We start from the raw sequence: 23,515 nt of genomic DNA, 5'->3' as shown, positions 1-23,515 counted from the left end.
ATTCTCCTGTCAGCCGATCATGGCCGAAGCGTCGAAGGAAGCTGCCGCCTCCGGGTTGCGGGCCATGAGCATCACCGCGTTGAAGAGCGCGATGAGCGGGTCAATCTTGGCTTTGCCGGCGATTTGCTTGGTAATGATCACCGCGTTGCCGCGCTGCTCGGCCTTCGCGTTGCCCACGCACCAGGTCATCAGCGCCTGCGCGGCGTGAATCATGGTGCCGTCTTTCAGCTTCCGTTCGGCGCCCCAGACCGCTCCGGAGAGCCGGAAGCCTTGGCTGATCGCCAGCATCTGCTTCTCGGTAAACCCGCGTCCTGAAAGCTCGTCGACGATCGCCGCAATACCGGCAGGGTCGAGGCCGATCGCATATTCCTCGGGGAACAGGCCTGCGTCCTTGACCCGTTCGAGTATGTCGGCGAGTTCGATCAGATCCTGTGTCGGGTTATCGCATTTGGTGAGCGTTCCCTCGGCGACAAAGCCGTCGAGCGCGCTGACGATATCCTTGCGCCGTTCCCAAACGTCCAACTGACCCCAGGCATGCGACCAAGTGAGCCACTGCTTCGTGACTCTGTGCCGACCGATCAAGGTCAGCCCGAGTAGATCGTCGAGCCCGCCTCCGTCGATGCCCGCGACCCCAACCTCGACGATCTCAAGGAAGTGGTCGAGCGATCCGTCCCAGATCAACGGCGATGCCGTCGCCTTCAGCCAGTAAAGCGCGCCAGCCCAAGCGTCGTGCAAGAGCCCGACGCCCATCTCGATATTGAGATGCTTCGCATAGAAAACCTGCCGCTCTGGCATATCGGCGCGCTGGGCTTCGTCGAACTTGTTCTGGAGCCACGGCTGACTGACGGACCGGCCGAGGTTCGGGTTGGTGATGTAGAAGTTCGCCGGGTCGACATGCTCTTCCGCCGCGATCATCTCGGGCGGAAACTCGTACAGCACCGGCAGCTTCGTCGGCGCGTTGACCGTGCCGTCCCGGATGGCGCGGTATTCCTTGAGCTTGCTCTTGAACACGCCCTGTGGCGGCTGATCAGACTGCGTCGTTAGGAACAGCGTGTAGCCTTCCGGCCGTGACGCCTGCCCGCCGGTCGCTTCCTGGAACATCGCGTCAGCCGTCGGGACCTTACCGAAGAGCCAGAGCTCGTCGATCAGCACACGGCTGGCCTTCTTGCCCGACACGGTAGCGCTGTCCGCGGCGACCACCTTCATGGTCGCCTTGGTCGACCGCTGCGTGATCAGTTTGATGTGGTCCTGAATATGCAGGAGGTCGTTTAGCTCTTCGTCGGCGCGGATCATTGCGGCGGCCGGCTTGAAGCTGTTGTCCGCAACCTCTTTCGTCGGTGCCAGGATCAGGTTCTCGTCTTCATGCCGCCAGCCGAGCGCAAGCTCGGTGACCATGATGCCCGCCGCGATCGTCGACTTCGTGTTCTTCTTACTGACGAGCAGCAGGAACTCCTTGATCATCTGCTCGCCGAGGTCGGGATCGTACGCGCCGAAGATCGCCGCGACGAAATCGAGCAGCCATTTGTCGCAGGACTCACCGATCGTCGGCTGCCCCGTAACGTCCATCAGCCGCAACGACGTGAACATCGCCATCTTGGCCTCGGCCACGCTGGGAAACAGCGGGTCGAATGGGATTAGTGAGCGGCGCCCCCGGATTCGTTCCTTCCAATCAGGGCAGGATGTTGACCAGGTCGGCAAGCTACTTGACCGCCTTCAGCGTCGGGGGGCCGACGCCACGGAAGCGGCTGGCGATCTGGTCGGCCTTCTCCTGCTGGGCAGCTTTCTTGCCCTGCGGAGCCGAGGCTTCGTTGATCGTCTTGAACGCGGTGGCCAATTCCTTGAGCGTTTTCGCGCGACCGGTCAGGCTGATGGCGGCCATCATGCCGTCACGTCGCGCCGCACCACGATCGCCTGCCGTGATCTCCTCGATCATTTCTTCGAGTTCGCCGAGATGCGTCGTGGTGGCGTCGAGCTCGTCCATCATCCGGGCGACTAGGCCACGTCCGCGCTCGGCGATGATCGATGCATCAGGTGCCGGTTCATGCGGCGCGCGCGGTTCGCGGGGTGAAAGTTCGCAAGTTCGCGCGGGCTGCGCCCTGCGAACTGCGCGAACCCAGCCTTCGGCCTTGGCGCGCTTTCGAATAGCCGTGTCCGAAATCTCGTGCCGATCAGCAATTTCGCGGATCGATACTTCGCCCGATAAGTATTCGAGCTCGATCCGGTCCCAGTCCGAAGAAGTTTTGCGGGTCGCCATTAGGGGTCGCCCTCCGGCGGAAGTTCGCAGCCCGAACGCTCACAGGAAAATTATCCACGCGTGTGACGGATGCGGTATAGGGCAGGGGGCGGGTCGAGGTTTTCGACCCACCCCCCCCGGTCTATTTAGGCGCCGTAGCGCGCTTCAGCCTTTGCCTTCGGCCCGTCGTGGCACGGCTTGCACAGCGTCTGAAGGTTGTCTGGATCCCAGAATAGTCGCTCCTCGCCACGGTGAGGCTCTCGGTGATCTGCCACCAACTGCGACGTGTCGCCGGTCATGAGCCCGCAGCCGGGCCACTGACAGGTGAACCGATCGCGCTTCAGAATCTCCATGCGGAGACGACGCCATTGGGTGGTGTTGTACCACTTGCGCCACGGTGCGGCGTCTTGCCGCCCTTGCTCGCCAGTCTGGAAGGTCGACAGGCGAGACGGCAGCGAGGCGAGGCGATTGGGAAGCGACTTGAGCTTGACCATCAGCGACCTCTCACCGCGGCCCGCAGGTCGATGGCTGCCTGCTCAGCCTGCTCGATCAGGCGCTCGCTGCGTCCCTGATGACGTGACCCTGAGGCCATGTCCTCGGCGATCCGCAGCACGCGCATGCCGATAGACTCAACAACGTCAGCAGTCGTGAGCCGCAATTGCGGTGCGGCCATGATCGCCCTCGCTATGCAGTCTCGCTGCTCTCATACCGTAGGACAATCGCCCGAGCGCCCTCGCGGGCCTCTGCGTTGGGGACGAGGGCAGTAAGGCGATGTCGCCAGCCGGTCACGCTCGTCGCTTGCTGCTTAGGCAGCTTGCTTCCTCACAGGTACATTGCGCGAACGTAACTGTAAAGTCTCGACCTTGACCTCTTGCGCCCGTCCGAAGAGGTTGATGACCACGGTGGTGGTGAGGCCATCGCTTACGTCGACGAACCCCTTGAACCCCGTGAACGAGCCGGTCGTGAACGTTACCTCGTCACCTACATCGTATGCCAGCCCGCGGGCCTTGCCCGGCGCGCGCCCACTGGCGGGCAGTGCCGTCCTATAGCTATCCTGCTGCTGAGATCGGAGCGGCGATAGCTCGCGGTGAGGCACATAGACCGTCTCCCCGTAGTACCGGAAGATCGAGAACCGCGGGTGTGGGGAGACGTCCATGCGCTCGATGCGCTGCAAGTCGGCGAGGTGCTCGCAGCGTGCGAACGCATACGTTGGCGCCAATGGCACGATACGATGCTCGGTACTCTTGCTCCGAGGTACCCGGCGTTTGACGTGCTCGGTCGGCGTCCAGACGTGCATGCCTGCATCCTGTAGAGACGCAACCAGACCAAGCGTGCCGGGCCCCGACATACGCAGAATGCACCAATCGCTCGACGAATGCCGACCTGTTCCCCGCGCCATCGTCCTACCCCCTGCTCTTATAGATATGTGTCATGCTGCCATCTGCTCGTCGTAGGCCTCGCCGGGATCGACACCGAACAGGCGGATATAGTCGGCTCGGTTCGGCTTGCGGCTGGGCGCGCCTGTCGCCCCGGGCACCGGTGCCGGCTGCGAAGGGTCGCGAACCGCGCCCGCGCTTCGCCCTATCTTGAAGCGTGCGATGATCTCGGCAGCCTCGGCAGGCGAGCAGCGGTCGGGCTCTGGCAGGGCGGGCACCTGAACATCGGCGACAGGAGCGGCCAGGCGCTTGCGTCGGGCCCATGCCTCGCCGATCTCGGCCATGATCGCAGGAACAACCTTCGAAGGGTGATCGGCCTTCTGCATCGCAGCTGCTGCACCCCGCTGGAGCAACCCGATCGGAATGCCATCCAGCGCCAGGCGGGCGGCTTCGAACCACGTATCTTGGCTGTCCTCGTCCATGCCGACCGGCGCGACCAGCTGGAGGCACGGCGTGAGCGTGGCGATAAACTGGTCATCCGGTGCCGGCTTCAGATCCCGAAAGTCCGCGACGAGCGAGGAATCGCTCGGCAGCATCGACCGTGCGACCGTGACCGCTCCGCGACTGCCCGTTTCCGCCCACACGTCCGTTACTTGGTCGTTGTCCATCTCTGCTCTCCTGCTCGATTACCCATTTTCCCCACGCTTGCTGCCAGTTCAGCTTGCGCCCGATCCCGTCTTTGTCGTCGGCGTTCGCCGCCCAATTTCGGAAGCTTTCCAGCGCAGCCCGGCCCCAGTCTCGACCTCGTCGGGTGATGATCTCCTGAGCGACGCTGTCGTCAGCGAACCGAACCGGCTTCCAGTCGATTGGCATGCGAAACGGTTTGGCTTTCGGCTCGACCGAGCGCTCGCGCCTCGAAGAAGGCGTAGCCTTCGAAGAGGAGGGTTCAGGAGGGTTAGGGTCAACCTGCTGGACTGGTGGGGTCAGCCCGGTTGACCGGTCAGCCTGCTTGACCGGTCCATTAGGTTGACCGGTCAATCCGCTTGACTGGCGCGCAAGCTTGTCGGCGTGGCACTTGACCAGTGGGAGTGCCTCAAGCGCTTCCACCACGATGCCGTATTCGACCGTAAAGCCGTTCGCCACACGGCGCTTGCGGACTTCGATCAACAGGCCCTCGACCATGAACGCTTTGATGGTGTCGAGGATCGCTTGCTTTGAACAGCAGAGTTCGTCCGCCATCGTCTGCTTGGACGCGTATATTCCGGAGCCGTCGTCGCTCGCCTTGTCAGCGAACAGTGCCATCACGGACTTGCGCATCGGGGTGCGAAGTTCACGCTTGTAGGTCGTCGAGATGAGGTGGTTGCTCACTTCGCGCACCAATGTAGAGCTTTCGAGAAGGGGAGTGAGATGCGAGAGCCTAAAAGCCGAATATCTAAAGTTGCAGGCTTCAACATTGCCGCCGCCGTTTTCGGCGCAGCGGCCGCGATCGCAGGGGTCGTGGCACCTTTCGCGGCTGTTCCGGCAGGCATCGCTGGTGCCGCATGCGCATTCCTCGCTTGGCGCGCATCGGAAGCGGAATCGGCTAAAGAGCGGGTTGAAGCTTCGGGAAAGATTGAAGCGGCAAACCGCAGGGCTGAACTAGCCAGTTCAGACGCCGCAGAAGCGACACGACGGGCTGAGGATGCCGGCCGGCAGCTTGCCCTGTACAAGTTCTCGACCAGCAGAAACCTGAGCATGGAGCAGATTGAAGAACTCGCTTCGGGACTAGCTCCATTCCGAAGCAGCATTGTTATAAATGCTAATGGCTCGGAACCCCTCGCGCTTGCGCGGCTGCTGTGTGTTGCATTCGACAAGGCGGGTTGGTCGGTAAGCGCCATATCCGGACAAATCGGCATCGGCTCGCATACCGAAACGGGTATTACTTTGGCTTTCCAAGACGGCGTGCAAGAGGCAACCATGATCTGCCAAGAGTTGCAGAACGTCTGCTTGACGGCGCGCATTGTTAATGCGGGCATCTCGATCGGCGGTGCCAAGTACCTTCTCGTCGTCGGAGAATATGAGCGCCCATGGTAAGGAACGAAGGCCGACCTTTTCGGGCGAACGGTCATTATCATCACTGTTCTGTCTCAGCGCGCAGCTTGGCGGCATGCTCGATCATCGCCGCGGCGCGCACCTCCAGCGCGGTGGCGACGGCTTCCAGTTCCTTGCACGATACGCCGCGCTCGGCGTCCGTCTTGGCGCGCAGGCTGCGCGGCTGGATGCCCAGCACCTCGGCGAGGGCGGTGGCACTGCCCAGCAGCTTGCCCGCCTTGATCAGCGCGGCGACCCTCGGCATCGCGATCAGGTGCGAAGCCTGAGCCGCATTTGCGGTGCGCTTACGAGTCCGCCGCTTGGCGAGAGCATCAGCCTCCAGTTGGCGCCGGGCCTCGCCGCGCGCGCGCAGCTTCGTGTCGAAGTCCGCCCGCAGGTTATCTAGGTGAGCCGGTTTAGCGGCGCACGTATCGGTATCGGTCTGCATGTCAGATCACCTCCGCAGGCACGTGCTCGCAGCCGATGTCGCCGCGCACGCCACAGCGGAAACAGGGGTCGCGGTGGACCGGCGCGGGCGGTGGCGTGAGGCGCGCGACAGTGCGCTCGAACTGCGCGGTCTCTCGCTCGCGGGTGCTGGTGTTGGCCCACGTCTTCGATGTGATGGTGACGTCGAGCTCGACTATGTAGATTTGGCGGCCGTTGCCCTCGTGGGTCACCCGCAACTTTCCGGCCTTTTCCATACGGGCAAGCGAGTGACCGGGTGTCGACACACTGGTTGCACCGATTAGGCGGCATAGGTCGCTGTTGCTTGGGCATGCTTTGCCGTCGCGTGCGGCCTGCAAGAGCGCACCGTAAATGATCCCCGCGTTGAGCTTGGACCGCTCATGGCTGCCCGTGCTCATGCCGCAAGGGCTCGGCGCAGCTTGCCGGGATCCGCCGCCGGCTTCGGTGCCATGCGGGTGACCTCTCCGGCCTGGTCAATCTCGATCACGACATCGTCGACACCGAAGATCTCAAGCGAGCGCTGCTCGATCTCGACCGACAGGCGACGGATCGCCACCTCTGCATCGGATCCAGATGCCGCAAGCGCCAGCGGTTTGCCGTGCTTGGCGTTATACCCACCCGCGCCGTCCGCGTCCGCAGAGGCGATCAGCAATCCGTCGAGCATCAATTCCCACCGTCCGCGCTTGACCTTCGTCCAAGTCAGGGTGAGCGGCTGAGAAGCGGTCGAGTAGTCGGAGAACGAGATTCCCCAGTCTCGAGCGTAGTCGCGGGCGTAGCTGCGCGGCGCCAAAATTAGCGCGGCGGCCTCGTCCAGCGTCTTGCCGTCCTTCGCCAGATTGGACAGGTAGCAAGCCACCATCGCCTTATCTGTCGTTACGCCAGCCATGGCGGCGACTTGCGAATATAGGCGTCCGTCATTCTGCATGGGAACCTCCATTGCGCTTCACGATCTGGGCGACGCGCTCGGCGGGAAGCGCGTACGATCGCGCGAGCGTTTCGATGTTGAAGGGGCCGGGGTTCTTCGCGACGTGTGACGCAAGCACGCCCTCAGCGAAAAGCTGGGCCTTCTGAGCCTTGGCGTTGGTCGCCCTCATGTCGAAGGCCGCAAGAAACCGTCCGCAGAACCGGGCTCAACCGGCGCTGCGCTATTGAGCGCTGTCATTGATTATCTCCGGTACTGAATAGGTTAGGCGTTAAAACTCGTCTCGAAGGGGCGGCGCGAGCTTGGCGAGAAGGTCGTTGAGCGCGTCACGGGCGTCCTCGATGGCGACGCGGTTGGCGCGCACTTCGCTGGCGTCCACGTCGTCGTCATCTTCGAGCGCCTCGGCGACGGCGAGCGCAGCCTTGAGCAACTTGCAGTGGCGACCGCGGTCGCTGCCGGAAGCTGGGCGGCTGTCGTGACAGAGCCGATCGAGCGCGCCGGTGAACCTGCCGTTCCATTCGCGCTTGGCACGGGCGAACGAGACGAGACCCATGTCAGCCTCGCCGGCGCAATACTTCGCCGCCTGGTCCTCGCTCTTGCCCAGCACCGCGCCGAGGTCGTTGAACGTCAGGCGATCCTGCGACTTGATCAGCGAAAGCTCGGTCGCGACGGCCTCAAGAACGGTAGAGGCGGAAAAGACCGGCCGGTTGCCGTGGATTGCCGGGGAGGTCATCGCGCATTGCCCTTCTCATGAACAGCGACACCCTCAGCACCGCCACGAAGGCCGTCCGACTTGCGATCGCGCGCGCCCTGGTCGAGCATGAACATCTCGTGCCGGCAGCAAAGATCGATGCCCCAGAGAAGCACGGCGCTGCCGATCGCGATGACGACCGCCATCAGGCCGATGGACGCGAACTCGGTCACTGGGGTTCCTCGACGAACGAGGACAGGTCGGCATCGGTGAAGAGGGACTGGATGAACCGCCTGCGGGACCAGTTGGCGTGACCGTGGCCCAGCGCAAAGGCGATGGTGAGACCGGCAACGGTCAGCGCAAAATAGCCGCGGGCGCGTGTGGAGCGCGGCCCGCGACAGGGTGCGTCCGTAGTGAGTGGGTAACCCGATCCAGACAGGCGAAGGTTCTGCTTACCGGTGCCAGGAGTCGAGTCCGAATTTCGTCCCAAAATGGTCATGCGGCCTTCCGATCTCTGGAGGGGCAGTCGGGCGAGAGGCAGGCGCGAACAGCGCCGTCACCGACCTGGTTGCAGCGCTGGCAGTGGCGTACGACCACTGCGGGAATCTCGGCGCACGCGGGATCGCTAACGGTGAAACCGGCGACGCACTTGCCGTTCAGCAGCATGACAACCGTCGGCGCCGCCGCAACGCGCGCGCCCATCTCGAAGGGAAGGGTGAGCAGCATCTATGCCGCCTCCCGCATCAGGAATGAGGCCTTGGGGCGCCGACTTGCGGCCGACGCCCTTCCAGCTATCGTCGTGTTTCCACACACCGACGAAAGCGTGTTCACATGGACGGTCTCGATGTTGAGATCATGGAGTTGCGCGCCCAATTGGATCGCACCACGGCTCTTGCTCAAGAACTCGGCGCCAAGCGCATTGCCGACAGGCTCGCTATCAAGGGCTTTGCGAGTCTGCTCATCCCCAAATGCGCTGATGGAGTTGGATCCGCGATGGCCGATATCTTCGAAAACGCTGCGCGCGATTTTCGGAAGCAGGATGCGTCGAGTGTTGTCGTCGGAATGGTTGCCGATGGCCTCGAAGAATGGGCTGCCGATGTCAGAGCATTCGGTCCCGCGACGCCAAGCGCTGAGATCAAATATCTGCGCCAATCGCTTTACGAACTCGCCGCTAAACAAGCGGCTACGCGCATCATCATGGCTGGGCTCGCCGGCTACGTGGGTCGCGCGGACGGCAACATTAGCGAGATCGCGCGTGAGGTGGAGCAGACCGTCCGCGACGTTCGAGGCGCTGCAACCGGTGGAAATCGCGAAGCGTATTTCCTTATCGCCGACGAAATCGCCAGAATTGCTGACGCCCTGCGGACGCATGAGTGAGCGAGCCACTTACGCGGCCTCCCGCTGGTCAACCGACGCCGAAGCGCGCGAAACGATCACGTCAATGTCGACACCGGGCCTCTCGACTGATGCCAGGAGGCGCAAGTGAGCCAGACGGGAACGGGGTACACCGTTCTTCCGCCAGCTATGGACCGTGGAAAGGGGCGCATCCATCATACGGGACACCGCTGTGCTCCCGCCAAGTGCGTCGATGATCTGGTCAGCTACCGTCTGCATAATCAGCAATATGCGATATCCGCAGACTTTCCACAACAGAAATCTGCGATAATGGTAGTTGCGAATATCGCAGATCGCCGCTTCACCGGCACGATGAGCCCGCAAGAAATCCGCGACGAACTAGAAGCCCTCGGTTTAAAGATCCGGGACCTAGCCGAACTGTCCGGCGTCCCCGAGAATTACCTGACCAAATCGCTCGGTAAAACTGGTCGCGGTATCAAGCATGTCGAGATGGTCGCGATCGAGCGCGCTCTAGCCGCGAAGCGTGCTGAGGTGGAGGGCGACGAGGGTGAGGCGACACTGCCCGCGCTCCCCAAAATACCGCTGCTCGGCGATGTGCCCGCCGGGCCCCCTCAGCAGGCAATTGAGCTCTCGGGTAAGTGGCACCCGGTTTCCGACCCGGACACGCCGCCGCGTGCATACGCCCTCCGAGTAAAGGGTGATTCGATGGACAAGCTCGTTCCAGACGGAGCAACGATCACTATCGACCCGGACGATCGAGACCTGTGGGATGGCGCGCAGTATGTCGTCCGCACTCAGGATGGAGAGGCTACGTTCAAGGAGTACCACGCGAACCCAGCGCGGCTGGTCCCCCTATCGAGCAATCCTGCCCATACCGCGATCAAGCTCGGCGATGAGCCGATAGAGATACTGGGGCGGGTGTGGTCATGGACGGTTCGGGCGAGGCCGCGACCAGCCGCATAAGCGCGTACTGGTGGACCTCCTCGAAGTCCGCTTCACCCGACAGGTAGAAGTCACCCCACTCGTCACGGCTACCCACGCCCAGCGTCTCTGCGTCCCTCTCCGCGCGCTCCTTGCTGGTCCTCCAAGGGGATTGAGGCTTTCCGAAAACCAGCACGCGATAGTGAAGCACCGACGAACTCCCGACTCGTTGTGAGAACGTATAGAGAACACGGCACTAGATCGATGTCAATATCTGCTAATATCGCAGAATAATTGTTGACCTAATTCTGCGAATGTCGCATATTGCTGCCAACAGGCCATCCCGGCTTGTCGGGAGACGATCGTGGCCGAGCAGGCTTCTTCAGACGTATCGGGCGAGCAGTTTTCGGCCGCGGTGCTCGCCGAGATCACGCCGCTGATCACAGATGCAGTAGGGCATATCGCAGATGCGCTGCCCGAATTGCTGGTGCTGGCGCGCGGCGGGAAGAACTTCGAAACCCGTGTTCGCCCGTATCTGAACGAGGCGATCCACTGCCTTGCCAGCGCGCTTGAGGGGTGCCTGATCGCGTCCCACGACGCCGAGCGGGCAGGGATGGGCGCACCGCGGAAAGGCGGGGAGGACGCGGTTGCGATCATCCTGCGCGACTTCCTTGACCGGGCTCGCGCATGATGCGCGTCGATACCCGCCCGCGCCGGCAGAACAGCGGGAAGGCCGCGATCGAGCGCAGCCACCCGTCGCATCTGCAATGGCTTCGCGGCCGGCCCTGCCTGATCGGCGACACGGATTGCGAGGGTCGCATGGAAGCGGCGCACGTCGACCATGCCGGGGGCAAAGGCACGTCGTTGAAGGTCGCCGACTATAAGGCGGTCCCGCTCTGCCAGTGCCACCACGCTGAGCTTCACCAGGGCGCCAAGACGTTCGAGGCGAAGCACCGGATCGATCTGGTCGCTGCAGCTGCCGCCTATGCCGCCAAGTCCCCGCACCGTGGTCGCTGGGCTGACGTCGCATGACCGGCCGCACCATCAAATCCCACGATCCTGACCTTGATCAGACGATCATCGACATGTCGTCCGCATGCCACCGGCTGCGGCTGGCCGAGGATCGGGTGATCTATCTCCGTGGCAAGGAAGAGCACCCCGCGGTGCCCGCCGCGGTAGCGCACGCCGCGGCGATCCGTGACACGCTGGCGATGCGCGCCGGTCGCATGGGCATCAAGCCCGCGTCGGCACTGCGCCTGATTATCGATCAGCACGAGTTCCTTCGCCAGAAGATGGGCCGCCGCCCGAACATGGAGCAGCTGGAGGCGTCCGTCGCTGCCGCTGCCGACGTTCTCGCGCGCCAGGCCGCCGCTGACCAAGCGCTGGCGATCGAGGCAGAAACAATCGCGCGCCGCAGCCGTCATATGGACGGGGCAGGGGTCGCCGCTGTCGCCTACCTGAGGGCCTGCGCATGACGATGGTCTGCACCCCCTCATCGAACTGGCAGGGCACCGAACAGGATGGCTCGCGCTGGACGGTTCAGCAGGTCAGCGTGCTCATGAAGCTGGGCAAGGATCCGCTTGTCGTCCGCACCGCGACGATACTTCGCAATGGCGACGTCGACGCGGTCAATTGGTTCATGGCGCCCCCGAAGGTCGAGGTTGTGCTTCCGTGCCTTGCGATCACCAAAGACGGCAAGCGGGCGAAGGTCGTCCTTCCGTCGGGTTGGACCCAGTGGATGGAGCTTCCCCGTGGCCGATAAGCAGTTGATCGATCGTCTAGTCGAGACCGGCATTGCGCGCGACGCAGCGACATGGGCAGCGGACAAGGTGTTCGCCGCGGTCCGGTCGCTGCTGGTCGACGGAAAGACGGTCGGCATCCCTGACGTGGGCCGGCTGCGCGCACCGTCAAAGGTCACGAAGGTCGGCTTCCCGCCCGACTCCCTGCGCGAACAGCGGAAGGTCGTGCTGATGGCCGCGGCGACGCTCGAGCAGGGCGAGCCGTACCCCGACCCCCGCGCCAAGCCGCGCAAGGTCTCGACCTACGTGGGTGGCTACTGATCCCGCGCCCGCTTCCCCCGGTGCCCGACCTCTGCGGTCGCGTCGACCCTCAGACCCTCACCGAGCTCATGCTCGCAATCCTCAACCGCGGAGATCGTCGATGACGTGGAACCTGTTCATGCACTCGGTCGGGTGCGTTTGCCTGATCGCAATGGCCGGATGCGGCATCTGGTCCCTCTACGATTCCCTAGTCCCGAACTGGTCTCGCATCTGGCCCCGCGCCTGCGGTGCAGTGATCTTCGGCGATGGCCCCGCTTCCCCGACTGCCTCGGTCCTGCCCCTCAGGACTCGTCATACCCCGCTGCCGATCGTCGAGGCCGATCCTCAGCTAACCCGCAAGGCGTCGTAATGGGCAGCCAGTACCGACGGGTCGAGATTGCCCCCGGTCATTCGCTGTTGGCGAACCTGGCACCAGGCTCGCCTACGGATGGCGATCGCGTCTTGGTCTCCGTGCGCGGTCGCGGCCGCATTTACGTGCCGGCCGCTCGCTGGAACGCCGCGGAGGTGCACCGTGGCTGATAACGCGGATCTCGCGAACGAGTTCGTCGATGCGCACCTCGCTCGCAGCATCATCGCCGCGACGTCCGCGCCGTTTGACCCAGGCGTCGAGGGCGAATGCGACAACTGCCTCACCGACAGCAAGCGGATCGTCAACGGTCTCTGCGCGCGGTGCCGTGAACCTAAGAAGGGATATGCCCGTGGTTGATCAAGCTGCGCCGGAGGCTGTGAAGCTGCCCGATCCGAACGACCCGCGTTATGCGGCCGCGCGCGCCAAGATGGCAAACCTGTTTTTCGCGATTGGTCGGGAAGATAGCCGCAACGGTTACGGCGCGATGGCGGATGATCTGATGCGCGGCAACCTCATGCAGGTGCCGACCTGGATCGCGCTCGGCATGCTCGCGGAAGCTGCCTTCCTTCCTTGCAAGTCGGGCGAAGGTGCGCGCGCTGTTCCAGTCGAGCAGCTTCGGGAATGGTACACGGGTGCTTGGGCGACATGGCTTGAAACCATCGGCGACGCTGATGACGACGAGGAACGACCGACTCCCGCGCATCTGAACGAAATGGAAGCATTGCTCTCCGCGTCAGTTCCCGATGCCACCCAGACGCGAGAAGCGGAGGACGCGCGCATTCGCGAGATTGCTGCGGCCATCTATGCCGAGGTGGCTGACGAACCGCTCGGCGATCTTACGCAGCGCCGCCAAGCCGTTCAGGACACGTGGCACGATGCTGTCCGCGCCGCCCTCAACGCCCGAGGTGGGGCATGAGCGGGGCAGTTCTGGCGCTGGCGAGAAGTCGTCACGGCCATAGCAAAGATGACGAACTCGACGCCGACACATGGGCGCGGGAGCTGGCGTCTTTCCCTGACCGTGTGCGGTACGAAGCGGCCAACATGGCGGCGCATAGCTGGGACGTGACGTTGTTTCGCGAGCGCGTGCTGGTGTCGTGCGCTTGGTATCCGGCGAGCTATCTCTTTTGGTATAGCAAAGACGGTAGCAAGGACGCGATCACGCCGGAAGAGTTGGATCAACTCTACCCCCGCACCGACTTCGACCGTCCGAACGCGCGGGCCACTCATGCCGATGGCGTTTGGCGGCTGCGTACGATCCACACGGAGCATCTCGCATGACCCCCAATCCCAATCCGAGCCCCGAGTTGCAGGCGGTGGAAGCGGCGCGTGTTCGCGTTCGCGATAGCCAAATTTCAGCCGGTGGCGACAATGTCGAGGTGAACTTTCGAGCCCTCATGGACTTGTTTGGCGCAATCACCGCCCTCTCCCCGCAGACACTGCCAGCGCCGGGGGAGGTGGAGCGGTCTTTTCGGAATGAGAGTTTGGATCAAGCCGTACGCCGTCTCACCAAGGAAGCTATTGCCGACTCTCTGGCGGTCATTACAAAGTCTTTCGACGATTTGTTCGCGGATCGTGACGAATGGCGGACGCAGCACGAAGCGTTGCTTGAGGTTCGTCAACAAGACCTAGCTTCCCTCGCCACCGTTGCGGCAGCGAATGACGAAGCGTTTGCTCGTGGAGTCGAGGCGTCTGCGAAGGTGCTGGACGCTCGGGTGTCTCGTATCAAATCACTTTATGCAGACGAGATCGGTATGAGTGACATGCGCGTTGCTTGTGAGATGGAAGCCGAAGCTGGCGCAGCCGCCATCCGCCTCTTGTCGCAGGGAGGGGGGAAGGCATGACGCCGATCAAAGCTGGCGACACGGTTCGCTGTGTCGACGCCACCTCGCGGCCTGACTGGGCGGCGTGGTATATGGACAACGGGTACGCCGACGACATGCTTGTGCGCGGCAAGAGCTACCCGGTGCATGCTGTCGCCGAGCGTGATGGGCAGACGGGGTACGATATCGGCGTGCCGACCCCTTGGGGCGACCCGTTCTGGAATGCTGACAGGTTCGAGCGCGCCTTACTGCGCCTGCCTGTCGAAGCGTTCGCCACCTCACGCTCGCAACACGAAGGGGCTTCATCATGAACCGCCCTCGATTGCTGGATATGTTCTGCTGCGCTGGAGGTGCCGCGAAGGGATACCACGACGCCGGCTTTGACGTGGTGGGTGTCGATATCAAGGCCCAACCGCGGTATCCGTTCGAGTTCATCCGCGCAGACATAATGGTCGATCCGGTCGAAAACTTTGTCGCATGGGTGCGCGCCAACGGTTTTGCGGCGATCCACGCGTCGCCGCCATGTCAGGCGCACACCAGCATGAAGACGATGCCCGACGCCCGACCACATCTGGACCTGATACCTGGCACTCGGGAACGCCTGATTGCGACCGGCCTCCATTATGTGATCGAAAACGTCAGCGGCTCGCCGTTGCTGAACCCGGTCAAGCTCTGTGGCTCGATGTTCGGGCTTGGCGCGAAGGGCGCGCAGTTGCGTCGTCACCGCGAGTTTGAGACCAACTGGCTATTGATGGGCGCAGGTCCATGCCAACACACGTCACCGACGATCGGCATCTACGGCGAAGGATGCCGAGACAGCCGACGCAAGTACGACAAGACAATCCCCGAGTTCACGGTTGTAGATGGCCGTGAAGCGATGGGTATGCCCTGGGCATCTCTCGCCGAGATCTGCGAGGCCATCCCCCCAGCATATACCCGCCACATCGGCCAGCAGATGATCGCCCAACTTCAATCGCAAAGACTCGCAGCATGACCATGAACCCGACCACCAACACCGAGGCGGGGGCTGTTGCAGACGTGGCGGCGACGTACGCCATCGTCGATCTGCGGCTGGAGTTCCGGGGCAACCCGTACATCACCCTGTGGCGCCCGAAGAACGCGGGCTATGCGTATCCCCTGCCGTGGGCCGGTCAGTATAGCACCGAGCAACTATCCGCGCAGGCTGGCTACTATGCCAAGCGCCGGTATCGGCACGCCCGCGCGCTTGATCGTTGGCCGGTGCCTTGGTCGGTGGTCGAGCGGCTTGCCGTCCAGCCCGCCCCTGGAATGATCGATGGCGATGCAGGGCCGGTTCTGCGCAACGACGCGCGCACCCGATCAGCACTACGACGCGCGCGATACCTGCCAGTCCGCCACCACCTTGAGCAGGGGGCGACGGCGGGGGAGGTCGCCTCCGGCGCCGCCGACCACACCATCACCGCCAAAGGAGCGCAGCCATGACAGCCGCCGTCTTCAACGTCACGGGCCTCGCCGATCGGTGGGGCTGCGGGACCGACACAATCTACAGCCTGATTCACAGCGGAAATCTGGTTGCCTTCAAGCTGGGCGGAAAGCTGCTCAGGGTCCGCGCCGAAGAGGTGGAGCGTTACGAATGTCAGAATATAGCATCCAACGATACCGAGGCGTCCTCGCCATCGTCTGGTTCGAAGACGGCAAACGACACCGGCACTCGCTTGGAACGACTGATCGATCGTCAGGCGAGTCCGCAGCGCGCGCGTTCTGGCAACGGCGGGCGGTAGGCGGGCAGGCGGACACCGTCGGCGAGGCGGTGCGAGCCTATCTGAAGGCGCGTGCGGGGATGCTGTCGATCAAGCGCGCCGAGGTGGCATGGAAGGCGGCGCAGGAGTTCTGGGATAAGCTGCCGATCGGCCGGGTCGATATCCAGGCGTCCGAGGATTACCGCGCGCGCCGCGCGCACTGCCGCGCGATCACGGTCCGCAACGAGCTCGCAGTGATCCGGGCCGCGCTGAACTGGGCGGCCAAGCACAAGATGATCACGGCCGCGCCATTCATCCAAATGCCCAAGCTGCCCGCGTCTCAGGTCGGACACCTTTCGAAGGCGGACTTTCGCAAGCTGGTCGACGCCGCGGTTCGGCCGCACGTTCAGCTGTTCATGAAGCTGGCGGTCGGCACAGGCGCGCGGTCGAACGCGCTGCTCGATCTCAAATGGGATCAGGTCGACTTCGCGCGCGGGCTGATCACGCTCAACCCTGTCGATCGGGTGCAGACCAGCAAGTACCGCGCGACCGTGCCGATGAACGCCCAGCTGCGCGCCACGCTCGAGGAAGCCAAGGCGGGCGCGCTGTCCGACTATGTGATCGAGCACGGGCTCGAGAAGATCGGGTCGGTGAAGAAGGGGTTCGCCGCGGCTTGCGTTCGCGCGGGCCTGAAGGCCACGCCGCATATGCTCCGGCATAGCGCCGCCGTCTGGATGGCTGAGCAGGCGGTTCCGATGACGCAGATCGCGCAGTTTCTGGGCCACACCGACAGCCGCATAACCGAGAGAGTGTACGCTCGCTTCGCTCCGCAATTCCTATCGACCGCCGCGGATGCGCTCGAATGGTAGGCCCCTATGCTCCTAAGAGCTACAGTTGGAAGGTTCAAGAAATGGCGGAAAAGCTGGTGCCCCCGGCGAGATTTGAACACGCGGCCTACGGTTTAGGAAACCGTCGCTCTATCCGGCTGAGCTACGGGGGCATCCGGTTGCGCAGTACGACGGTCGGATGAGGTGATCAAGCGTCTGGTTCGCGATCTGCCAAGGGGCATTGTGGGGCCGCTAGGGGCCAGGGCGACCAAGTAGCCACCATCAGGTAACAGTAGTCGGGTATAGAGTATCAAGAGGCGACGGGTATCGCTGTCGATGCCCCGTCGCCGCTTGCCGTGCAGTGCTGGCGGTTAGGCCTTGACGTGCTGCGAGATGTACTTGTTCATCTCGAACATCGTGCACTTGTCACGCCCGAAGACCTTCTTCAGCTTCTCGTCAGCCAGAATCTCGCGCTTGTTCTCGGGGTTCTGGAGGTTGTGGGCCTTGATGTAGACCCACACCTTGCTGATCACTTCGCTGCGCGGCAGCTTGTCGTTGCCGACGATCTCGCCGAGCTCGGGAGAGGGCTGGACGGGGGCGTGGATGCCGCCGGTCTTGGGAGCTGTAGCCATAAGCATTCCTTCCTGTTGCGCGCGTGCGTTAGGCACTGCGCGCGTGGTCACGCCTTGGTGAGCGCGTCCGCCTTGTGCGCTGCCTTGCCGCCCTTGTCACTCCTTACGATGAACTGGGGCTCCTCCTTGGACGCCTTGACGGTGTGCCCCTTGATCTTCGTGTCGCTGGTCTGCTTCTTCTCGACCGTGCCGTGCGCCTCGCCGCCGTGCGATTTCCACGTGACCTCGTCGCCCTTCTTCGGATCCTTCACGCTGCCATCTCCTTGATTTGAAAGGATCAAGCGCGGGAACGCGACATTGGTTGCATCGCCTGCGGGTTGCGAAGCCGGGGCTCGGGGGGCATCAGGGCGGTAATCAAGGAGACCGACCGATGAAGACCCGCGCCGCCGTAGCCTTCGAGGCAAAAAAACCGCTCGAGATCGTCGAACTCGACCTCGAAGGACCGAAATTTGGCGAAGTCCTCGTCGAAATCATGGCGACGGGCATCTGCCACACCGACGCGTACACGCTCGACGGGCTTGATTCGGAAGGGTTGTTTCCGAGCGTGCTCGGGCATGAAGGCGCCGGCATCGTCCGCGAAGTGGGCGCGGGCGTGACCAGCGTCGCGGTCGGCGATCACGTCATCCCGCTCTACACGCCTGAATGCCGCCAGTGTAAGTCGTGCCTCAGCCAGAAGACCAACCTGTGCACCGCGATCCGGGCGACGCAGGGCAAGGGGCTGATGCCGGACGGCACGACGCGGTTCAGCTACAAGGGGCAGCCGATCTTCCATTACATGGGCTGCTCGACCTTCTCGAACTTCACAGTTCTGCCGGAGATCGCGGTCGCGAAGATCCGTGAGGACGCGCCGTTCGACACCTCGTGCTATGTCGGCTGCGGCGTGACGACCGGGGTCGGCGCGGTGGTGCACACGGCGAAGGTTCAGCCGGGCGACACGGTCGTCGTGTTCGGGCTCGGCGGGATCGGGCTGAACGTGATCCAGGGCGCGCGGCTTGCCGGCGCGGGGATGATCGTCGGCGTCGACATCAATCCGGACCGCGAGGAATGGGGCCGGCGCTTCGGCATGACGCACTTCGCCAATCCCAAGGATGTCGGCGACATCGTCCAGCACATCGTCGCTTTGACGGACGGCGGCGCGGACTACACCTTCGACGCGACCGGCAACACGACCGTGATGCGGCAGGCGCTCGAGGCCTGCCATCGCGGCTGGGGCACCTCGATCGTGATCGGCGTGGCCGAGGCGGGCAAGGAGATCTCGACGCGGCCGTTCCAGCTCGTCACCGGGCGCAACTGGCGCGGCACCGCGTTCGGCGGCGCGCGCGGACGGACCGATACGCCGAAGATCGTCGACTGGTACATGAACGGCATGATCGAGATCGACCCGATGATCACGCACCGCCTGACGCTCGACGAGATCAACAAGGGCTTCGACCTGATGCACGCCGGCGAGAGCATCCGCTCCGTCGTGATCTACTGAGGGGGGCGGAATGTTCACGCATATCATGATCGGCGCTGACGACGTCGCTGCCTCGAAGGCATTCTACGACGCGGCGCTGGGCGCGCTTGGCGTACCCGAAGGTGTCGTCGATGACTGGGGGCGGGTGGTCTACGCGCATGACGGTAGCCGCTTCCTGCTGACCAAGCCGATCGATGGACAGCCGGCGAGCCATGGCAACGGCAGCACGCTGGGGTTCGCTGCAGCCTCGACTGAGGCGGCCGATGCGTGGCACGCAGCCGGGCTAGCTCATGGCGGTACCGCTTGCGAGAATCCGCCGGGCGTGCGCGAGGCTACCGGGGGGCGGAAGCTGTACCTCGCGTATCTGCGCGATCCGTCGGGTAACAAGATCTGCGCGCTGCACCGGGTCGCGTGATGGAGACCGTCTCCACCAGCAAGGCGTATGGCGGCACACAGGGCGTCTACCGCCACGCCTCGACCGCCACGGGCACCGACATGACCTTCGCGGTCTATGTGCCGCCGCATGACGAGGGCGCGCGGTTGCCGGTGCTGTGGTTCCTATCGGGGCTGACGTGCACGCATGCGAACGTCATGGACAAGGGCGAGTATCGGCGGGCGTGTGCTGAGCTTGGCGTGATCCTGGTTGCGCCGGATACGTCGCCGCGGGGCGACGACGTGCCGGATGGCGATGCGTACGACTTCGGCAAGGGTGCGGGCTTCTACGTCGATGCGACCGAGGAGCCTTGGGCGAAGACCTTCCGGATGCGGTCCTATGTGGAGGATGAACTGCCGGCGCTGATCGCCGCGGAATTTCCGATGGCGGACATGGCGCGGCAGGGGATCTTCGGACACTCGATGGGCGGGCATGGTGCGCTGACGATCGCGTTGCGTAATCCGGAGCGGTTTCGGAGCGTGTCGGCGTTCGCGCCGATCGTGGCGCCGTCGCAGTGTCCCTGGGGCGAGAAGGCGCTTGGCGGGTATCTCGGGGCGGACCGGACGGCGTGGCGGGCGTATGATGCTTGCGCCCTGATCGAGGATGGCGCGCGGGTGGCGGACATCCTGGTCGATCAGGGGGATGCGGATGGCTTCCTCGTGGAGCAGTTGAAGCCGGAGTTGCTGGCGGCCGCGTGCGAGGCGGCGGGGATCGACCTGACGCTGCGGATGCAGCCGGGGTATGATCACAGCTACAACTTCATTTCGACGTTCATGGCAGATCATGTCGCCTGGCACGCGGCGCGGCTACGGTAAATTACCGTTCGCTTTTGGCGGACGGCTCTTCCCAAGCGAAAGACCCCAGCTTTCGCTGGGGTGACGGGCTGACGGGCTGACGGGGGAGTGAGTGGCCAGCACACCAAACTCCCGCCCGTCATCCCAGCGAAAGCTGGGATCTCACCGTGTAGCGAACCACGCTCGCCCCGCACGCGGTCCCGCTTAGACAGAACCGCGCGATAGTCGGCCTCCTCAGAACTTGAACCCCGCCGCGACGCCATATCGCCGCGGTTCGATCGTGAAGATGTTGGTGAACAGCCCGGCCGACTGGTCGGTCACATATTGCCCGGTCGTCGCATCGTTGTTGGTCAGATTCTGAACATAGGCGCGAACGTAGAAGCGATCCTCGCGTGCGTTCAGCTGGACCTGCATGTTGACGACTTCATACCCCTGGATCCGGTCGATCTGGGTGTTGAAGATGCTCCCCGACAGCCCGCCGGTGTAGTTCAGGTCGGCACGCGGCACGAGGCTCATGCCGTTGGCGAAGTCGATCGTGTACTGCGCGCCGACCGACCATTTGTACGTCGGTGCCTGCGGCAGGCGGTTACCGCGGATGTTGGTGGTGACGCCGTCGAGCACCGAGACGCCGCTGGCGGCTGCGTTGGCGCCCAGCGCCGAGCAGATCCCGAACGCGCCGGTCGCCGCGATCGTCGGGATCGCGGTCGGCGCGCGCAGGCCGATCGCGCGATTGACCGCCGCGACATAGCCGTTCGATAGCGCCGCATTGCCCGCCACGTTGGGCACGACGACGCAGTTTGACGCGTTGGTGATGTCCTTGATGATCACCGCATCCGAACGCCCCCCCGACACATCGCGTGGGTTGACCAGGAACTTGTCGCTCGACACCTTCGAATGCAGGTAGCTTGCGTTCATGTTGACGACAAATGCCGGGATCGGGCTCATGATCGCCTCGGCCTCGACGCCGTAGATATCGGCATCGACATTGTCGTTGACCGAGGTCCGCGCGACGATCCGGCTCAGCTGGAGGTTCTTGTACTGATAATAGAAGCCGGTGAGGTTCAGCCTGAGCTGTCCGCCGCCGAAGGTGTTCTTCGAGCCGATCTCGTACGCGTTGACCTGCTCGGGCAGGAAGGTGCTGCTGACGTTGAACATCGGCAGCAGCGGCGGATTGATTCCGCCCGACTTATACCCGCGCGAATAGGACGCGTAGAGCAGGTTGTTCTCGGTGATCCGGTAGTCGAGTACCGCGCGCCCGGTCAGCCGCGAGAAGCTGACCTGTGCATTGGCGAACTCCTGGCGCCCCGGCAGATTGGGGTCGAAATCGACCGTGCCGTAGTTCAGCCCCTGCTCGATTCCCGTCGCGCCGATCGGTGTCAGCACGTTGAGCGCGAGGTTGCGCGCCTCGTCGGTCTTCTTGTCGTGATTGTAGCGCAAGCCGACGGTCAGCTTCAGCTTGTCGGTGAACTTGAAATAGGTCTCGCCGAAGATGCCGTAGGATTTGAGGCGGAACTCGGTATCGCTGTTGCGATAGAAGGGCGTGGCCAGGAAATAGCCGTTGCCGGCGGGCAGCCCGCTCGCTGCAGCGGTCGCCGAGCCGAGGATGCCCGAGGCGTAATCGAGCCCGAACGAATTGACGAAATAGTCGGTGTTGGTCGACTTGCTGTCGACATAGATGCCGCCGAGCAGGAAGTTGAACATCCCGTCGAAATTGCTGTCGAGATGTGCTTCGGCAGAATATTGGCGGTTCTTCTGCCGCGAGCGATCGAAGTCGAGGCTTTGCGCATAACACCCGATCGAATTGCCGCCATAGATGCCGACATTGTTCGGATCCGCCGCCGACTGGCATACGCCTCCCGCCGCGCCGTTGGGGATCAGCGTTTGCCGCACGCCGTTGAGGAACGCGAACGGCGATCCGGTCCGGGCGAGCGCGTTGAGGTTGGCGAGCCCGGCATTGTTGGTCAGCGGGTTCTCGACCGCGAGATTATAGTCGGCGGTGCTGTCGACCACGTTGCGTGTGTAGCCGCCGGTGAAGTTCAGGCTGACCGGGCCGAAATCGTGGAAAATCTTGGCGGTATATTGCTCTTCCTCGGCGAAATAGGTCGGGCTGTAGTCGAGCGACACGGTCCGCACGTCGGCCGGGTTGACGACGCCCGCATAGGTATCCTGGCCGTACAGGCTCTGCAGGCCGAAGCGCGCGAGCGCGGGGTTGTTGACCGCGAAGAACTCGTTCGAGCTGAGTACCGCGGACAGCGTCGAATTGCCGTTCGCGGTCTCGTTGGCGAGCCGGTCGGGCAGGCAGCCCAGGACGCCGGTCGGATCGCGGTGGCACAGCTGCTTCTGCAACCGCGAGCGATCGTCCTTTTCGCGGAAATAATAGCCGATCAGGTCGATCCGGGTGTCGCTGGTCGGCTCCCACGACAGCGTGCCGCGGATCGAATACAGATCGCGCCCGTCGATCTTGCGGCCGTCGTACAGGTTCTTGGTATAGCCGTCGCGGTTGAGATAGGTGCCGGCGACGCGGATGCCGAGCGTGTCGGTGAAGGGCAGGTTGAACATCGCCTTCACGCGCTTCGAATCGTAATTGCCATATTCGAACTCGGCGGCGGAATGGATCGCGGACAGATCGGGCTTGGCGGAGATGAAGTTTACGACGCCCGAGGTGGCGTTGCGGCCGAACAGCGTGCCCTGCGGTCCGCGCAGCACTTCGATCCGCTCGAGATCGAAGAACTCGCTCTCGAACAGGCGGGTCGTCACCAGCGGCATGTCGTTGACATGGATCGCGGTCGCTGTGTCGCAGGTCGCGCCGGTGCACAGATCGCCGATCCCGCGGATCGTGAAGCTCGACGTGGTGAAGTTGGTCTTGGTGAAGGTGACGTTGGGCAGCGTCTGCTGAAGCGCGCTCGGGTTGACGATCTGCTGCTTGCTGAGGTTTTCAGCGGTAAAAGCGCTCACAGCAATCGGAACATCCTGCAAACGCTGCGATTGGCGTTGCGCGGTAATCACGATATCCTGCGACGCATAGGCGCTGGACGGCGTATCGGCTGGGGCGGTCTGCGTCGACGGGGTTTGCGTCGACGGGGCTTCCTGGCCGGGTCCGTTGGTCGGCGCGGTGTTTTCAGCCGATGTGGTGGTGGCGGTCTGCGCCATTGCCGGCGCGATCGACAGGAGTATCATCGCCGATGCGGCGAGCAGTTCGAACTTAGCCATGGCAGTCCTCTCCCCGATCGTGCCGGTCTATGCCGATTCACGATTTAGTTTTTCAGGTATGGTGAGGTAACGACGATTTAAATCAACCGTCAACGCTTTTTCGTCCCCTGAAAACCGGGATTTATGCCAAGTGGCCGAAATGAAACAGTTGCAAAAGAGGACCCATGTTCTGATGTTTGGGT

Annotated in this window: 38 protein-coding genes and 1 tRNA gene; 20 read left to right on the top strand and 19 right to left on the bottom strand. The window is 63.3% G+C overall.

Annotated elements, in window-relative coordinates:
* Positions 1–9: 9 nt before the first annotated feature.
* The 7 genes from C8J40_RS17925 to C8J40_RS17895 all read right to left on the bottom strand — a co-directional run bounded on the left by C8J40_RS17925 (position 10) and on the right by C8J40_RS17895 (position 4,989).
* Positions 10–1,698, bottom strand: a complete 1,689-nt coding sequence (locus C8J40_RS17925) for a terminase large subunit (RefSeq protein ID WP_132898150.1) — start codon at positions 1,696–1,698, stop codon at positions 10–12.
* 1 nt (position 1,699) lies between these two features.
* On the bottom strand, positions 1,700–2,254 hold the full coding sequence (locus C8J40_RS20820) for a hypothetical protein (protein WP_243693474.1): 555 nt from the start codon (positions 2,252–2,254) through the stop codon (positions 1,700–1,702).
* Positions 2,255–2,379: 125 nt separating this feature from the next.
* The gene (locus tag C8J40_RS17915) at positions 2,380–2,727 is read right to left on the bottom strand and encodes an HNH endonuclease signature motif containing protein (protein WP_132898149.1); all 348 of its coding nucleotides are present in this window, start codon (positions 2,725–2,727) and stop codon (positions 2,380–2,382) included.
* The gene (locus C8J40_RS17910; RefSeq protein WP_132898148.1) at positions 2,727–2,906 is read right to left on the bottom strand and encodes a hypothetical protein; all 180 of its coding nucleotides are present in this window, start codon (positions 2,904–2,906) and stop codon (positions 2,727–2,729) included. The genes C8J40_RS17915 and C8J40_RS17910 overlap by 1 nt, the downstream gene beginning before the upstream one ends.
* A gap of 132 nt (positions 2,907–3,038) precedes the next feature.
* Positions 3,039–3,530, bottom strand: coding sequence for a hypothetical protein (locus C8J40_RS17905; protein WP_132898147.1), 492 nt, complete (start codon positions 3,528–3,530; stop codon positions 3,039–3,041).
* 132 nt (positions 3,531–3,662) lie between these two features.
* On the bottom strand, positions 3,663–4,205 hold the full coding sequence (locus tag C8J40_RS17900) for a hypothetical protein (RefSeq protein WP_132898146.1): 543 nt from the start codon (positions 4,203–4,205) through the stop codon (positions 3,663–3,665).
* Positions 4,144–4,989 carry a hypothetical protein gene (locus tag C8J40_RS17895; RefSeq protein ID WP_165911500.1) on the bottom strand — a complete coding sequence of 282 codons (846 nt, stop codon included), beginning with the start codon at positions 4,987–4,989 and terminating at the stop codon, positions 4,144–4,146. Before C8J40_RS17895 ends, C8J40_RS17900 begins: the two co-directional genes overlap by 62 nt.
* A 27-nt stretch (positions 4,990–5,016) precedes the next feature.
* On the opposite strand from C8J40_RS17895, the gene C8J40_RS17890 reads away from it, so the two are divergent.
* Positions 5,017–5,682: a hypothetical protein gene (locus C8J40_RS17890; RefSeq protein WP_132898144.1), complete on the top strand. Its 666-nt coding sequence runs from the start codon at positions 5,017–5,019 to the stop codon at positions 5,680–5,682.
* A 40-nt stretch (positions 5,683–5,722) separates the two neighbouring features.
* On the opposite strand, the gene C8J40_RS17885 is transcribed toward C8J40_RS17890, so the two are convergent.
* The 8 genes from C8J40_RS17885 to C8J40_RS17850 form a co-directional block, all read right to left on the bottom strand.
* Complete coding sequence (locus C8J40_RS17885) at positions 5,723–6,127, bottom strand: hypothetical protein (RefSeq protein ID WP_132898143.1); 405 nt, start codon at positions 6,125–6,127, stop codon at positions 5,723–5,725.
* Position 6,128: 1 nt separating this feature from the next.
* A complete protein-coding gene (locus C8J40_RS17880) occupies positions 6,129–6,542 on the bottom strand; it encodes a hypothetical protein (protein ID WP_132898142.1) in 414 nt (137 codons plus the stop codon).
* Positions 6,539–7,069 carry a hypothetical protein gene (locus C8J40_RS17875; RefSeq protein ID WP_132898141.1) on the bottom strand — a complete coding sequence of 177 codons (531 nt, stop codon included), beginning with the start codon at positions 7,067–7,069 and terminating at the stop codon, positions 6,539–6,541. Before C8J40_RS17875 ends, C8J40_RS17880 begins: the two co-directional genes overlap by 4 nt.
* On the bottom strand, positions 7,059–7,238 hold the full coding sequence (locus C8J40_RS17870) for a hypothetical protein (RefSeq protein ID WP_132898140.1): 180 nt from the start codon (positions 7,236–7,238) through the stop codon (positions 7,059–7,061). The genes C8J40_RS17875 and C8J40_RS17870 overlap by 11 nt, the downstream gene beginning before the upstream one ends.
* Positions 7,239–7,337: 99 nt before the next feature.
* Positions 7,338–7,799, bottom strand: coding sequence for a hypothetical protein (locus C8J40_RS17865; RefSeq protein WP_132898139.1), 462 nt, complete (start codon positions 7,797–7,799; stop codon positions 7,338–7,340).
* Positions 7,796–7,990 (bottom strand): hypothetical protein, encoded by a 195-nt coding sequence (locus C8J40_RS17860; RefSeq protein WP_132898138.1) that lies wholly within the window; start codon positions 7,988–7,990, stop codon positions 7,796–7,798. The genes C8J40_RS17865 and C8J40_RS17860 overlap by 4 nt, the downstream gene beginning before the upstream one ends.
* A complete protein-coding gene (locus tag C8J40_RS17855; RefSeq protein WP_132898137.1) occupies positions 7,987–8,256 on the bottom strand; it encodes a hypothetical protein in 270 nt (89 codons plus the stop codon). Before C8J40_RS17855 ends, C8J40_RS17860 begins: the two co-directional genes overlap by 4 nt.
* Positions 8,253–8,483, bottom strand: coding sequence for a hypothetical protein (locus tag C8J40_RS17850; protein WP_132898136.1), 231 nt, complete (start codon positions 8,481–8,483; stop codon positions 8,253–8,255). The genes C8J40_RS17855 and C8J40_RS17850 overlap by 4 nt, the downstream gene beginning before the upstream one ends.
* 105 nt (positions 8,484–8,588) lie before the next feature.
* On the opposite strand from C8J40_RS17850, the gene C8J40_RS17845 reads away from it, so the two are divergent.
* The 16 genes from C8J40_RS17845 (at position 8,589) to C8J40_RS17765 (ending at position 16,850) form a co-directional block, all read left to right on the top strand.
* The gene (locus C8J40_RS17845; protein ID WP_132898135.1) at positions 8,589–9,134 is read left to right on the top strand and encodes a hypothetical protein; all 546 of its coding nucleotides are present in this window, start codon (positions 8,589–8,591) and stop codon (positions 9,132–9,134) included.
* 105 nt (positions 9,135–9,239) lie between these two features.
* Complete coding sequence (locus tag C8J40_RS17840; protein ID WP_132898134.1) at positions 9,240–10,076, top strand: S24 family peptidase; 837 nt, start codon at positions 9,240–9,242, stop codon at positions 10,074–10,076.
* A 322-nt stretch (positions 10,077–10,398) separates the two neighbouring features.
* Positions 10,399–10,725, top strand: a complete 327-nt coding sequence (locus C8J40_RS17830) for a hypothetical protein (RefSeq protein ID WP_132898132.1) — start codon at positions 10,399–10,401, stop codon at positions 10,723–10,725.
* A complete protein-coding gene (locus C8J40_RS17825; RefSeq protein ID WP_132898131.1) occupies positions 10,722–11,066 on the top strand; it encodes a DUF968 domain-containing protein in 345 nt (114 codons plus the stop codon). The genes C8J40_RS17830 and C8J40_RS17825 overlap by 4 nt, the downstream gene beginning before the upstream one ends.
* The gene (locus C8J40_RS17820) at positions 11,063–11,509 is read left to right on the top strand and encodes a hypothetical protein (protein WP_132898130.1); all 447 of its coding nucleotides are present in this window, start codon (positions 11,063–11,065) and stop codon (positions 11,507–11,509) included. Before C8J40_RS17825 ends, C8J40_RS17820 begins: the two co-directional genes overlap by 4 nt.
* Positions 11,506–11,796, top strand: a complete 291-nt coding sequence (locus C8J40_RS17815) for a hypothetical protein (RefSeq protein WP_132898129.1) — start codon at positions 11,506–11,508, stop codon at positions 11,794–11,796. Before C8J40_RS17820 ends, C8J40_RS17815 begins: the two co-directional genes overlap by 4 nt.
* Complete coding sequence (locus C8J40_RS17810) at positions 11,786–12,094, top strand: hypothetical protein (protein WP_132898128.1); 309 nt, start codon at positions 11,786–11,788, stop codon at positions 12,092–12,094. The genes C8J40_RS17815 and C8J40_RS17810 overlap by 11 nt, the downstream gene beginning before the upstream one ends.
* 511 nt (positions 12,095–12,605) lie before the next feature.
* Entirely contained in the window at positions 12,606–12,800 is a 195-nt protein-coding gene (locus C8J40_RS17805) for a hypothetical protein (protein ID WP_132898127.1), read from the top strand.
* The gene (locus C8J40_RS17800) at positions 12,787–13,359 is read left to right on the top strand and encodes a hypothetical protein (protein WP_132898126.1); all 573 of its coding nucleotides are present in this window, start codon (positions 12,787–12,789) and stop codon (positions 13,357–13,359) included. The genes C8J40_RS17805 and C8J40_RS17800 overlap by 14 nt, the downstream gene beginning before the upstream one ends.
* A complete protein-coding gene (locus C8J40_RS17795; RefSeq protein ID WP_132898125.1) occupies positions 13,356–13,721 on the top strand; it encodes a hypothetical protein in 366 nt (121 codons plus the stop codon). The genes C8J40_RS17800 and C8J40_RS17795 overlap by 4 nt, the downstream gene beginning before the upstream one ends.
* Positions 13,718–14,284, top strand: a complete 567-nt coding sequence (locus tag C8J40_RS17790) for a hypothetical protein (protein WP_132898124.1) — start codon at positions 13,718–13,720, stop codon at positions 14,282–14,284. The genes C8J40_RS17795 and C8J40_RS17790 overlap by 4 nt, the downstream gene beginning before the upstream one ends.
* On the top strand, positions 14,281–14,574 hold the full coding sequence (locus tag C8J40_RS17785; RefSeq protein WP_132898123.1) for a hypothetical protein: 294 nt from the start codon (positions 14,281–14,283) through the stop codon (positions 14,572–14,574). The genes C8J40_RS17790 and C8J40_RS17785 overlap by 4 nt, the downstream gene beginning before the upstream one ends.
* Positions 14,571–15,257 (top strand): DNA cytosine methyltransferase, encoded by a 687-nt coding sequence (locus C8J40_RS17780; RefSeq protein ID WP_132898122.1) that lies wholly within the window; start codon positions 14,571–14,573, stop codon positions 15,255–15,257. The genes C8J40_RS17785 and C8J40_RS17780 overlap by 4 nt, the downstream gene beginning before the upstream one ends.
* Positions 15,254–15,724 carry a hypothetical protein gene (locus C8J40_RS17775; RefSeq protein ID WP_132898121.1) on the top strand — a complete coding sequence of 157 codons (471 nt, stop codon included), beginning with the start codon at positions 15,254–15,256 and terminating at the stop codon, positions 15,722–15,724. The genes C8J40_RS17780 and C8J40_RS17775 overlap by 4 nt, the downstream gene beginning before the upstream one ends.
* Positions 15,721–16,023 carry a helix-turn-helix domain-containing protein gene (locus C8J40_RS20815; RefSeq protein WP_132898120.1) on the top strand — a complete coding sequence of 101 codons (303 nt, stop codon included), beginning with the start codon at positions 15,721–15,723 and terminating at the stop codon, positions 16,021–16,023. The genes C8J40_RS17775 and C8J40_RS20815 overlap by 4 nt, the downstream gene beginning before the upstream one ends.
* Positions 16,024–16,052: 29 nt before the next feature.
* Positions 16,053–16,850: a site-specific integrase gene (locus C8J40_RS17765; protein WP_243693473.1), complete on the top strand. Its 798-nt coding sequence runs from the start codon at positions 16,053–16,055 to the stop codon at positions 16,848–16,850.
* Positions 16,851–16,904: 54 nt separating this feature from the next.
* Here the strand turns inward: C8J40_RS17765 and C8J40_RS17760 are convergent.
* The 3 genes from C8J40_RS17760 to C8J40_RS17750 all read right to left on the bottom strand — a co-directional run bounded on the left by C8J40_RS17760 (position 16,905) and on the right by C8J40_RS17750 (position 17,691).
* Positions 16,905–16,981: transfer RNA gene (locus C8J40_RS17760), tRNA-Arg, on the bottom strand.
* Between the two features lie 198 nt (positions 16,982–17,179).
* The gene (locus tag C8J40_RS17755) at positions 17,180–17,440 is read right to left on the bottom strand and encodes an SWIB/MDM2 domain-containing protein (protein ID WP_031394799.1); all 261 of its coding nucleotides are present in this window, start codon (positions 17,438–17,440) and stop codon (positions 17,180–17,182) included.
* A 47-nt stretch (positions 17,441–17,487) separates the two neighbouring features.
* Positions 17,488–17,691, bottom strand: coding sequence for a DUF2945 domain-containing protein (locus C8J40_RS17750; RefSeq protein WP_056048079.1), 204 nt, complete (start codon positions 17,689–17,691; stop codon positions 17,488–17,490).
* 119 nt (positions 17,692–17,810) lie between these two features.
* Between C8J40_RS17750 and C8J40_RS17745 the strand changes: the two genes are divergently transcribed.
* From C8J40_RS17745 to fghA, 3 genes are read left to right on the top strand one after another with little or no spacing between them, the layout of a single operon-like run.
* Entirely contained in the window at positions 17,811–18,917 is a 1,107-nt protein-coding gene (locus tag C8J40_RS17745) for an S-(hydroxymethyl)glutathione dehydrogenase/class III alcohol dehydrogenase (RefSeq protein ID WP_120299953.1), read from the top strand.
* 10 nt (positions 18,918–18,927) lie between these two features.
* Positions 18,928–19,311 (top strand): VOC family protein, encoded by a 384-nt coding sequence (locus C8J40_RS17740; protein ID WP_132898118.1) that lies wholly within the window; start codon positions 18,928–18,930, stop codon positions 19,309–19,311.
* On the top strand, positions 19,311–20,144 hold the full coding sequence (fghA, locus tag C8J40_RS17735) for an S-formylglutathione hydrolase (protein ID WP_132898117.1): 834 nt from the start codon (positions 19,311–19,313) through the stop codon (positions 20,142–20,144). Before C8J40_RS17740 ends, fghA begins: the two co-directional genes overlap by 1 nt.
* 213 nt (positions 20,145–20,357) lie before the next feature.
* Here the strand turns inward: fghA and C8J40_RS17730 are convergent, their stop codons facing one another.
* Positions 20,358–23,333, bottom strand: coding sequence for a TonB-dependent receptor (locus C8J40_RS17730; RefSeq protein WP_132898116.1), 2,976 nt, complete (start codon positions 23,331–23,333; stop codon positions 20,358–20,360).
* Positions 23,334–23,515 lie beyond the last annotated feature (182 nt).

It is taken from the genome of Sphingomonas sp. PP-CC-3A-396 (assembly GCF_004343105.1).
Classification (GTDB): domain Bacteria; phylum Pseudomonadota; class Alphaproteobacteria; order Sphingomonadales; family Sphingomonadaceae; genus Sphingomonas.
This window is presented reverse-complemented; position numbering and strand designations above follow the sequence as displayed.

Bases quoted from the DNA above. Each gene is read 5' to 3' on its own strand.
- C8J40_RS20820 (WP_243693474.1), bottom strand. From the start codon at position 2,254: ATGGCGACCCGCAAAACTTCTTCGGACTGGGACCGGATCGAGCTCGAA.
- C8J40_RS17915 (WP_132898149.1), bottom strand. From the start codon at position 2,727: ATGGTCAAGCTCAAGTCGCTTCCCAATCGCCTCGCCTCGCTGCCGTCT.
- C8J40_RS17910 (WP_132898148.1), bottom strand. From the start codon at position 2,906: ATGGCCGCACCGCAATTGCGGCTCACGACTGCTGACGTTGTTGAGTCT.
- C8J40_RS17905 (WP_132898147.1), bottom strand. From the start codon at position 3,530: ATGCACGTCTGGACGCCGACCGAGCACGTCAAACGCCGGGTACCTCGG.
- C8J40_RS17900 (WP_132898146.1), bottom strand. From the start codon at position 4,205: ATGCTGCCGAGCGATTCCTCGCTCGTCGCGGACTTTCGGGATCTGAAG.
- C8J40_RS17890 (WP_132898144.1), top strand. From the start codon at position 5,017: ATGCGAGAGCCTAAAAGCCGAATATCTAAAGTTGCAGGCTTCAACATT.
- C8J40_RS17885 (WP_132898143.1), bottom strand. From the start codon at position 6,127: ATGCAGACCGATACCGATACGTGCGCCGCTAAACCGGCTCACCTAGAT.
- C8J40_RS17880 (WP_132898142.1), bottom strand. From the start codon at position 6,542: ATGAGCACGGGCAGCCATGAGCGGTCCAAGCTCAACGCGGGGATCATT.
- C8J40_RS17875 (WP_132898141.1), bottom strand. From the start codon at position 7,069: ATGCAGAATGACGGACGCCTATATTCGCAAGTCGCCGCCATGGCTGGC.
- C8J40_RS17870 (WP_132898140.1), bottom strand. From the start codon at position 7,238: ATGAGGGCGACCAACGCCAAGGCTCAGAAGGCCCAGCTTTTCGCTGAG.
- C8J40_RS17865 (WP_132898139.1), bottom strand. From the start codon at position 7,799: ATGACCTCCCCGGCAATCCACGGCAACCGGCCGGTCTTTTCCGCCTCT.
- C8J40_RS17855 (WP_132898137.1), bottom strand. From the start codon at position 8,256: ATGACCATTTTGGGACGAAATTCGGACTCGACTCCTGGCACCGGTAAG.
- C8J40_RS17850 (WP_132898136.1), bottom strand. From the start codon at position 8,483: ATGCTGCTCACCCTTCCCTTCGAGATGGGCGCGCGCGTTGCGGCGGCG.
- C8J40_RS17845 (WP_132898135.1), top strand. From the start codon at position 8,589: ATGGACGGTCTCGATGTTGAGATCATGGAGTTGCGCGCCCAATTGGAT.
- C8J40_RS17825 (WP_132898131.1), top strand. From the start codon at position 10,722: ATGATGCGCGTCGATACCCGCCCGCGCCGGCAGAACAGCGGGAAGGCC.
- C8J40_RS17820 (WP_132898130.1), top strand. From the start codon at position 11,063: ATGACCGGCCGCACCATCAAATCCCACGATCCTGACCTTGATCAGACG.
- C8J40_RS17815 (WP_132898129.1), top strand. From the start codon at position 11,506: ATGACGATGGTCTGCACCCCCTCATCGAACTGGCAGGGCACCGAACAG.
- C8J40_RS17800 (WP_132898126.1), top strand. From the start codon at position 12,787: ATGCCCGTGGTTGATCAAGCTGCGCCGGAGGCTGTGAAGCTGCCCGAT.
- C8J40_RS17795 (WP_132898125.1), top strand. From the start codon at position 13,356: ATGAGCGGGGCAGTTCTGGCGCTGGCGAGAAGTCGTCACGGCCATAGC.
- C8J40_RS17790 (WP_132898124.1), top strand. From the start codon at position 13,718: ATGACCCCCAATCCCAATCCGAGCCCCGAGTTGCAGGCGGTGGAAGCG.
- C8J40_RS17785 (WP_132898123.1), top strand. From the start codon at position 14,281: ATGACGCCGATCAAAGCTGGCGACACGGTTCGCTGTGTCGACGCCACC.
- C8J40_RS17780 (WP_132898122.1), top strand. From the start codon at position 14,571: ATGAACCGCCCTCGATTGCTGGATATGTTCTGCTGCGCTGGAGGTGCC.
- C8J40_RS17775 (WP_132898121.1), top strand. From the start codon at position 15,254: ATGACCATGAACCCGACCACCAACACCGAGGCGGGGGCTGTTGCAGAC.
- C8J40_RS20815 (WP_132898120.1), top strand. From the start codon at position 15,721: ATGACAGCCGCCGTCTTCAACGTCACGGGCCTCGCCGATCGGTGGGGC.
- C8J40_RS17755 (WP_031394799.1), bottom strand. From the start codon at position 17,440: ATGGCTACAGCTCCCAAGACCGGCGGCATCCACGCCCCCGTCCAGCCC.
- C8J40_RS17745 (WP_120299953.1), top strand. From the start codon at position 17,811: ATGAAGACCCGCGCCGCCGTAGCCTTCGAGGCAAAAAAACCGCTCGAG.
- C8J40_RS17740 (WP_132898118.1), top strand. From the start codon at position 18,928: ATGTTCACGCATATCATGATCGGCGCTGACGACGTCGCTGCCTCGAAG.
- fghA (WP_132898117.1), top strand. From the start codon at position 19,311: ATGGAGACCGTCTCCACCAGCAAGGCGTATGGCGGCACACAGGGCGTC.
- C8J40_RS17730 (WP_132898116.1), bottom strand. From the start codon at position 23,333: ATGGCTAAGTTCGAACTGCTCGCCGCATCGGCGATGATACTCCTGTCG.